General features: G+C 71.9%; 5 protein-coding genes. 3 read left to right on the top strand and 2 right to left on the bottom strand.

Annotated features, from left to right (window positions below):
* The coding region (locus Q1K70_RS18075) for an AsmA family protein (protein WP_300162651.1) at positions 1–3,623 on the bottom strand (3,623 nt) is incomplete at its 3' end.
* 88 nt (positions 3,624–3,711) lie between these two features.
* Complete coding sequence (locus Q1K70_RS18070; protein ID WP_300162648.1) at positions 3,712–4,080, bottom strand: hypothetical protein; 369 nt, start codon at positions 4,078–4,080, stop codon at positions 3,712–3,714.
* A 130-nt stretch (positions 4,081–4,210) separates the two neighbouring features.
* Here Q1K70_RS18070 and Q1K70_RS18065 point away from each other — a divergent pair, with 130 nt between their 5' ends.
* The 3 genes from Q1K70_RS18065 (at position 4,211) to purN (ending at position 6,930) form a co-directional block, all read left to right on the top strand.
* Positions 4,211–4,570, top strand: coding sequence for a hypothetical protein (locus Q1K70_RS18065; protein WP_300162645.1), 360 nt, complete (start codon positions 4,211–4,213; stop codon positions 4,568–4,570).
* A 138-nt stretch (positions 4,571–4,708) separates the two neighbouring features.
* Positions 4,709–6,232, top strand: a complete 1,524-nt coding sequence (gene cobA, locus Q1K70_RS18060) for a uroporphyrinogen-III C-methyltransferase (protein WP_300162642.1) — start codon at positions 4,709–4,711, stop codon at positions 6,230–6,232.
* Positions 6,229–6,930 (top strand): phosphoribosylglycinamide formyltransferase, encoded by a 702-nt coding sequence (gene purN / locus Q1K70_RS18055; protein WP_300162639.1) that lies wholly within the window; start codon positions 6,229–6,231, stop codon positions 6,928–6,930. Before cobA ends, purN begins: the two co-directional genes overlap by 4 nt.
* Positions 6,931–7,072 lie beyond the last annotated feature (142 nt).

Here is a 7,072-nt window from a genome sequence, read left to right as displayed (position 1 = left end):
GAAAGCGACAGGTTGATGGACTCGTCGCGCAGGTCCACGAAGCCCTTGCCGGCCACGCGCATGCGCGGGCTTTCGATGCGGAAGTCGTCGGAGTGGGCCACCCCGCCCTTGGAGAACCAGGACGAGGAGAAGACGTCGAAGGGGATGCGCTCGTAGGTGGGCTCGGCCCCGGGCTTGGAGGCGGGCTCGCGCACTTTGAGGTTGCCGCGGGTGATCTGCAGGCTGGCGTTGCCGGCCAGGTTGCCGCGCAGCTCCTGCTCGTTCTCGCCGCTGGTGCGCGCGGCCAGGATGAAGGTGGCCGCGCCGGAGTCGAGCGTGTTGCCCTCGGCCCAGTCCCAGAGGAAGCGCGCGATCTCGATGCTTTCGAGCTTGAGTTCGACGAGGGTCTTGAGCGCCGTGTCCCTGGCGTCGCCGCGTATTTCGGCGAAGAAGCGGCCGCCGTAGAAGCGGGGCGATTCCTGGCGGTAGGTGAACTGGCCGCCCTTGGCGCTGGCCGTGACCGAGGAGGCGTCGAAGGTCACGTTGCCTTTCTTGAGCCAGCCGAAGGCGATGTGGGCGTCCAGGGCCAGCTCGCGCACGAGGCGCAGGTCCAGGGGCTTTCGCAGCTCGGACAGGGGCGGCGGCCCGGCCGCCGGCGGCCGGGGGAAGTAGGCGTCCCAGTCCAGCCGGTCCACGCGCAGGTCCCATTTGCCGCGCTTGGGGTCGAAGCCGGCCAGCTGCCCCCCACCTGTGACGTTCACGTCGTCCACGGAAAGGCTCAGGCGCTTGATGTCGCAGGCTTCGGCCGTGGCCGTGCCGGAAAGGGCCAGGGAGGCCCTGGCCAGCTTGTCGGCGGCCAGCCCCTCGGGCGGGGCCAGGCCCCAGTCGGCGAGGATCCTGCGCGGGGCCAGGTTCCCCGTCTCCAGAGAAAAGCTCACCGGCCCGGCTTCGCCGCCCTTTTTGGCCAGCTTGAGCGTGGCCGCCAGGCCGCCGGCGTCCAGGCGCAGGTCCGAGGCGGAAAAGCCGCCCGCGCCGTCGGGCGCGACCTGCCCGGCCAGGCTGGCCTTGACGGCCTTGCCCGTTTCCGATGCCCGCAGCACCCCCGAGGCTTCGACCTTGAGCGGCGCAAGGTCGTGCCATTTTCCCGAGGCGTCCAGGTTCAGGGGGCCGGCGGCGGCCAGGCGCGCCTCGCGCAGGCCGAAGCCCGAAGCCAGGCCGAGGACGAGATTGGCGTCGCCCTCGAAGCCCTCGCCGGCAGCCCGTCGACCTTTGACCGTGAGCGTGGCCTTGGCCCCGGACAGGGGTTGGGCCTTGCCCCCGGATCCGAGCGCAAGCTGGGGCGCGTCGGCCTCGATGACGGCGGAAACGGCCGCCGGATGGCCCTTGGCCGGGGCGGCCGCCTCGAGGGAGGCCTTGGCCGTGACCGCGCCGGAAAGGCCCGATCCGGCCAGGCCCGGCAGGCGTCTGGCCTCGGCCCCGGAAAGTTGCAGGCTGCCCGTGGCCCGGCCCGAGGCCTCGGCCTCGAACTTGCCGGACACCTTGCCGCCGAAAAGCTCCCCGCCGGTCACGGCCCCGTCCAGGCGGCGGCCGTCCAGGGTCAGGTTCAGGGCCAGGTTGCGGGCGTCGAGGCCTCGGCCGGACAGGCGATCCAGGCGCAGCTTGCCCTCGGCCTTGGGCGCGGAACCGGCCGCGCCGGCCGGTTCCGTCGCGCCGCCGGCCAGCCCGGCCATGCCGGACAGGCGGTCCGGGTCCAGGCTGTCCAGGGCCAGATCGAAATCCACGGGCACGGGCGCGTCGGCGTCGTAGGAGACGTGTCCGCGCAGGGTCGCGCCGGCGAGCTTGCCTTCGAGGCCCGTGAGCGAAGCCTTGGCCGCCAGGCGATTGATGCCCGGGGTCAGGCTGAAGGCGCTTTTGGCTTCCAGGGGGCCGCCGGACGGGACCGCCTCGGCCAGGCCGAGCACGGCCAGGGCCCGGGCCGGGTCCGGGCTCTGGGCCGAGAGGTTGCCCTTGGCCCCTTCGGCGCGAAGCCGTCCCAGGAGCCGTGCCTGGCTCGGCTGGGCGACGGGTCCGGCCTCCCCGGAAAAGGGCTGGATAGTGGCCCGGACGTCCACGCCCAGGCTCTCGGGCGGGGTCTTTGCGCCCGAGGCCGGGGGCAGGCCGGCGTCGAACCGGGCGTCCAGGGAGACGATGCCGCCGGGCAGGGCGAAGGAGGCCGGGGCCAGGCGCAGGATGCCGTCCTGGGCCCGGGCGGTGACGTGGCCGTCGGACACGGTCAGCCCGCCGATCTTGCAGCGGCGCAGCTCCAGCCGGGCGTCGGCCGCGCCGTCCGTGGGCCAGGGCAGGGGCCAGGGCCAGGTGGTCCGGCCGGCGGGCCGGGGCAGGGCGTCGAAATCCACGTCCTCGGCCCGAAGGCTGGCGTCCAGGGAGGCCGGCGCGCCCGGGACCAACCGGCCCGCGCCCACGATGCGGCCCTTGGGCAGGGACAGGGTCAGGCCGTCCACGGAAAAAAGCCCCGGCTCGGCCGAGAGGTTGAGGGAGAGCGAGGCCCGGCCCGGCCCGGGCGACGGGACCTCGGCCGAGAACATGGCGTCCTCGGCGGCGGCCGGGGCCGGCTCGCGGGGCGTGGTCGGCGGCGCGGCCACGAGGCTGTCCGGCCCCTCGGCCGGAACGAGCCCCAGGATGTCGCGCCAGGAGCCGTGCATGTCCAGGTCCAGGCCCAGGGCGGCGCGGACCTTGGGAATGCCGGCCGGCGCGACCGCCAGGGCCGAGCCGGTCAGGCGCGCGCCGGGGAGCCGGGCGTCGAGGCCGGTCAGGGAAAGTTGGCCCGTGGCCGGGTCGTAGGCGGCGGCCAGGCGGGCCACCACGCGCGTGGGCGAGGCCCCGCCGGCCACCAGGGGCCGGTCCAGGACGAGGTCGGTTTCCACCAGGGTCTTTTCCAGGGTGAACGCGCCGCTGGCCGGGTCCAGGGAGGCTTTGCCCCCGGCGTGGCATTCCAGGGAGCCGCCGGGCAGGAACCCGTCGGCCTTGAAGGCCAGGGAAAAGGAGAAGGGCTGGCCTTGGCCGGTCTTGAGCGTCACGTCGCGCACGGACATGGCCCGACCCGTAGTCGCGTCGCGGTAGTCCACGGAGGCGTTTTCCACCAGGATGTCGCGGGGTTCCGGGGCAATCTCCCAGCCCGGGGCCTCGGCGGCCGCAGCCGTGCGCGGGGCGGCGAGGTCCTCCCAGTTGCCGCGGCCGGATGCGTCGCGGCGCAGGTGCACGGCCAGATCGCGCACCCGCACCGAGCCCGGCGACACCACCCGGGCGGCCAGCGGCAGCATGCGGATGGTCATTTCCAGGCGGCGGGCCGAGAGCATGGGGCCGTCGCCGAATTCCGGCCCCTCGGCCACGGACACCGGTCCCATGACCAGGCCGAACCAGGGCGCGAACATGACCGACACCTCGCCGTCGATGGTCACGCGGCGGCCCAGGGCGTCGGTGAGGGTCTGCTCGGCCACGGCCTTGAGGCGTTGCGCGCCGATCACCTGCCGGGCGGCGTAGGGCAGGACGAACACCAGCAGCGCGCCGCAGACGGCGGCCAGGGCGACGAGGCGGGGCAGGCGGCGGATGCTCCCCGCGAGCTTGGACGGTGTGGCGCTTGGCATGGGCGTGGCCTAGGAACGTGGCCCCGTGGGGGCCGTCGCGGAAAAAAGGCGCGCAAGCATCAGTGCGGCATCCGGGATCGGGGGCGGGTTAGAGGCTCAGGCTGAAGCCGGTGCGGCCCGGCAGCCCCCGTTGGGCCTCCACGATGCAACGTCGGCCCTTTTTGGTCAAAAGCAGATACGAAGCCGTATCGTTCACGTCGTCCACTTCCACTGTCCAGCCCCGGGCGGTCATGTCTTTCTTGTAGAAGGCGCTGATGGCCGCCGGCGGCTCGCCGGTCTCGAAGGTCACCACCGTGGCCTTGGGAAACCGGAAGATCTTCTTGAACTCCGCGCCGGGAAAGACGCCCGCCTGATCGGCCAGCACGGCGCGGTAGTCCTCCTGGGCCAGGGCGGGCGCGCCCAGGGCGCAGCACAATAGAAACAGCGGCAAGAAGCGCGTGAAAAGGCGCGGCGACACGGCGGTCCTCCTGGCAAACGAAGTCGTTTTGCAACGTTCGCGGGCGTAAGTCAAAGCCGCCAGGACTCCCGGGCGGGCTTGCCGTTTTGGCGAATCCATGTATTTTCCCCGAAAACACGTTGGAGCCTCCATGCGAAAGTCGATGCTTGCCTCCCTGCTCGTGGGCGCCGCCCTCGTCGCGGCGGGCCTTGGCTGCACCAGGGCCACCGGCGGCGCGGAAGCCCGCTATCTGACCCTTTTCTCCAAGGTCTGGCAACGCTGCCACAGCCTCGGCCTCTACGAGGCGCGGGTGGAGTCCGTCACGCCCCTGGAAGGCGGCAACAAGCGCGTGGTCATAAACTACCTCTTCGACAACGGCATGGTGCCGGACCAGGGCCGCGCCGCCATGCTGGTGTCCTCCGCCGGGCATCTGGCCAGCGACTGCGTCCTCGACTTGGCGACCAACCTGTGCCTGTGTGGGGCGCAGAAGGACTGGCACGACGGCCCCTAGCCGGTCTCCGGCGTATCTTCGTGCACCGGGCCGGGGCCTCCCCCGGTCCCCCGGCCGGGCCGGCCCCCTTGAAAGACGGGCCGTTCCCCGCTATGTCGCGGTCTTCGCGGCTTCGTTACTCCAGCCAAAGGCGATTCCATGTCCAAAGTCTATCTTCTCGGGGCCGGGCCCGGCGACCCGGGGCTGCTCACCCTGCGCGCCAAGGAAATCCTCTCCCGGGCCGACGTCGTGGTCTACGACTACCTGGCCAACAAGGCCTTCCTCGATTTCGCCCGCCCCGACGCGGAAATCTATTACGTCGGCAAGAAGGGCGGCGACCACACCCTGCCCCAGGACAAGATAAACGAGCTGCTCGTGGCCATGGCCGCCTCGGGCAAGACCGTGGCCCGGCTCAAGGGCGGCGACCCCTTCGTGTTCGGGCGCGGCGGCGAGGAGGCCGAGGAGCTCGTGGCCGCCGGCTGCCCCTTCGAGGTGGTGCCCGGCGTCACCTCGGCCGTGGCCGCCCCGGCCTACGCCGGCATCCCCATCACCCACCGGTCGTTTTGCTCCTCGGTGTCGTTCATCACCGGCCACGAGGACCCGACCAAGGCCGAAAGCTCCCTCAACTGGAAGGCTTTCGCCACCTCGGGCTCCACCCTGGTCTTTTTCATGGGGGTCAAAAACCTCCCCCACATCACGGAAAACCTCATAGCCGCCGGCATGCCCGGGGACACTCCGGCCGCGCTGGTGCGCTGGGGCACCACCTGCCGCCACAAGAGCCTGGTGGCCACGCTGGCCACCATGCCCGAGGAGGCGGCCAGACACGGCTTCGCCCCGCCGTCGCTCTTCGTCGTCGGCGGCGTGGTCTCCCTGCGCGAGACGTTGTCCTGGTACGAGAAGCGGCCGCTGCTCGGCAAGGGCGTGGTCGTGACCAGAAGCCGCGAACAGGCGAGCGACCTGGTGCGCCTGCTGGCCGAGCAGGGGGCCTGCTGCTACGAATTCCCGGCCATCGAGATTGTGCCCCTGGCCGACGCCACCCCGGTGCGCGAGGCCCTGGGGCGGCTTTACAACTACGACTGGGTGGTCTTCACCTCGGTCAACGGCGTCAAATGCTTTTTCGACGAGATCGACGCCCTGGCCCTGGACGCGCGCGCCTTCGCCGGCATCCAGGTGGCGGCCATCGGCCCGGCCACGGCCGAGGCCCTGGCGGCGCGCGGCATCCGGCCCGATTTCCTGCCCGAGCGCTTCGTGGCCGAATCCGTGGTCGAAGGCCTGCTCGTCCGGGGCGTGGCCGGAGCCAAGGTGCTCATCCCCCGCGCCCGCGAGGCCCGGGAAGTGCTCCCGGAAAAGCTGGCCGAAGCCGGAGCCGACGTCGACGTGCTGCCGGTCTACGACACTCGCCCGGTCGACCAGGACCCGGCCGAGATCGTCGAGGCCGTCAAATCCGGCGAGATCCGCTACGTGACCTTTACCAGCTCCTCCACGGTGAAGAACTTCTTCGCCAGGATCACGCCCGAACTCCTCAAGGAACACAAGGTCAAGACGGCCTGCATCGGGCCGATCACGGCCAAGACCCTCGGCGAATACGGCCTCGCCCCCGACGTCGTGGCCGAGGCCTACACCGTGCCGGCCCTGGCCGAGGCCCTCGTGGCCGACGCCCTGGCAAGCGGAGACGCGAAGTGACGCTGCCGGTCGCCGTCCTCGTCTCGGGGACGGGCTCGAACCTGCAATCGATCATCGAACATATCGAGGCGGGCCGCATCGACGCCCGCATCACGGCCGTGGTGTCCAACAAGGCCGACGCCCTGGCCCTGGACCGGGCACGGAAGCACGGCCTCCCCGCCCGTGTCCTGCCCCACGGCGACTTTCCGGACCGGGCCGCCTTCGACGCGGCGCTCCTCGCCGCCGTGCGGGAAAGCGGAGCCCGGGCCGTGGTCCTGGCCGGCTTCATGCGCCTGCTCGCCCCCGAATTCATCGCCGCCTTCCGCGAACGCATCCTCAACATCCACCCGGCGCTCCTGCCGAGCTTCCCCGGTATCCGCGGCCAGGCCGACGCGGCCGCCTACGGCGTGACCATCGCCGGCGCGACCGTGCATTTCGTGGACGAGAAGATGGACAACGGCCCCATCGTCATCCAGGCCGCCGTGCCGGCCCTGCCCGACGACGACGCGGCCAGCCTCGCCGCGCGCATCCTGGCCATGGAACACCGCATCTACCCCCAGGCCCTGGCCTGGCTGGCCGCCGGCCGGCTGCGCGTCGAAGGCCGCAAGGTCCGCCTGGCCCCGGCACGGGGAGGAGGAGACGCGGCCGAGGCGGGGGCGAGGGCGGCAGAGGGAGCGGCGTATCTGGTCAATCCGCCCCTGGAGGCGGGATTTTTTTAATGCCTCCGGCGGCCGGGAGGGGGTGACCCCCTCCCGGACCCTCCCCGACGGGGCGAGCGGGGCGGTGGACGGGAACGTCGGGCGGCGGGGCGTCGGTCGTTGTGGTGGCGGAAATGGGCCGGGCGACGCAGGCCGCAAAGCC

Origin of the sequence: Solidesulfovibrio sp. (assembly GCF_029978005.1) — a bacterium.
Taxonomy (GTDB): domain Bacteria; phylum Desulfobacterota; class Desulfovibrionia; order Desulfovibrionales; family Desulfovibrionaceae; genus Solidesulfovibrio.
The sequence above is the reverse complement of the archived record's forward strand: the minus strand, read 5'-3'. Positions and strand labels throughout refer to the sequence as shown.

Coding starts and splice junctions, on each gene's coding strand:
- Q1K70_RS18065 (WP_300162645.1), top strand. CDS start 4,211: ATGCGAAAGTCGATGCTTGCCTCCCTGCTCGTGGGCGCCGCCCTCGTC.
- cobA (WP_300162642.1), top strand. CDS start 4,709: ATGTCCAAAGTCTATCTTCTCGGGGCCGGGCCCGGCGACCCGGGGCTG.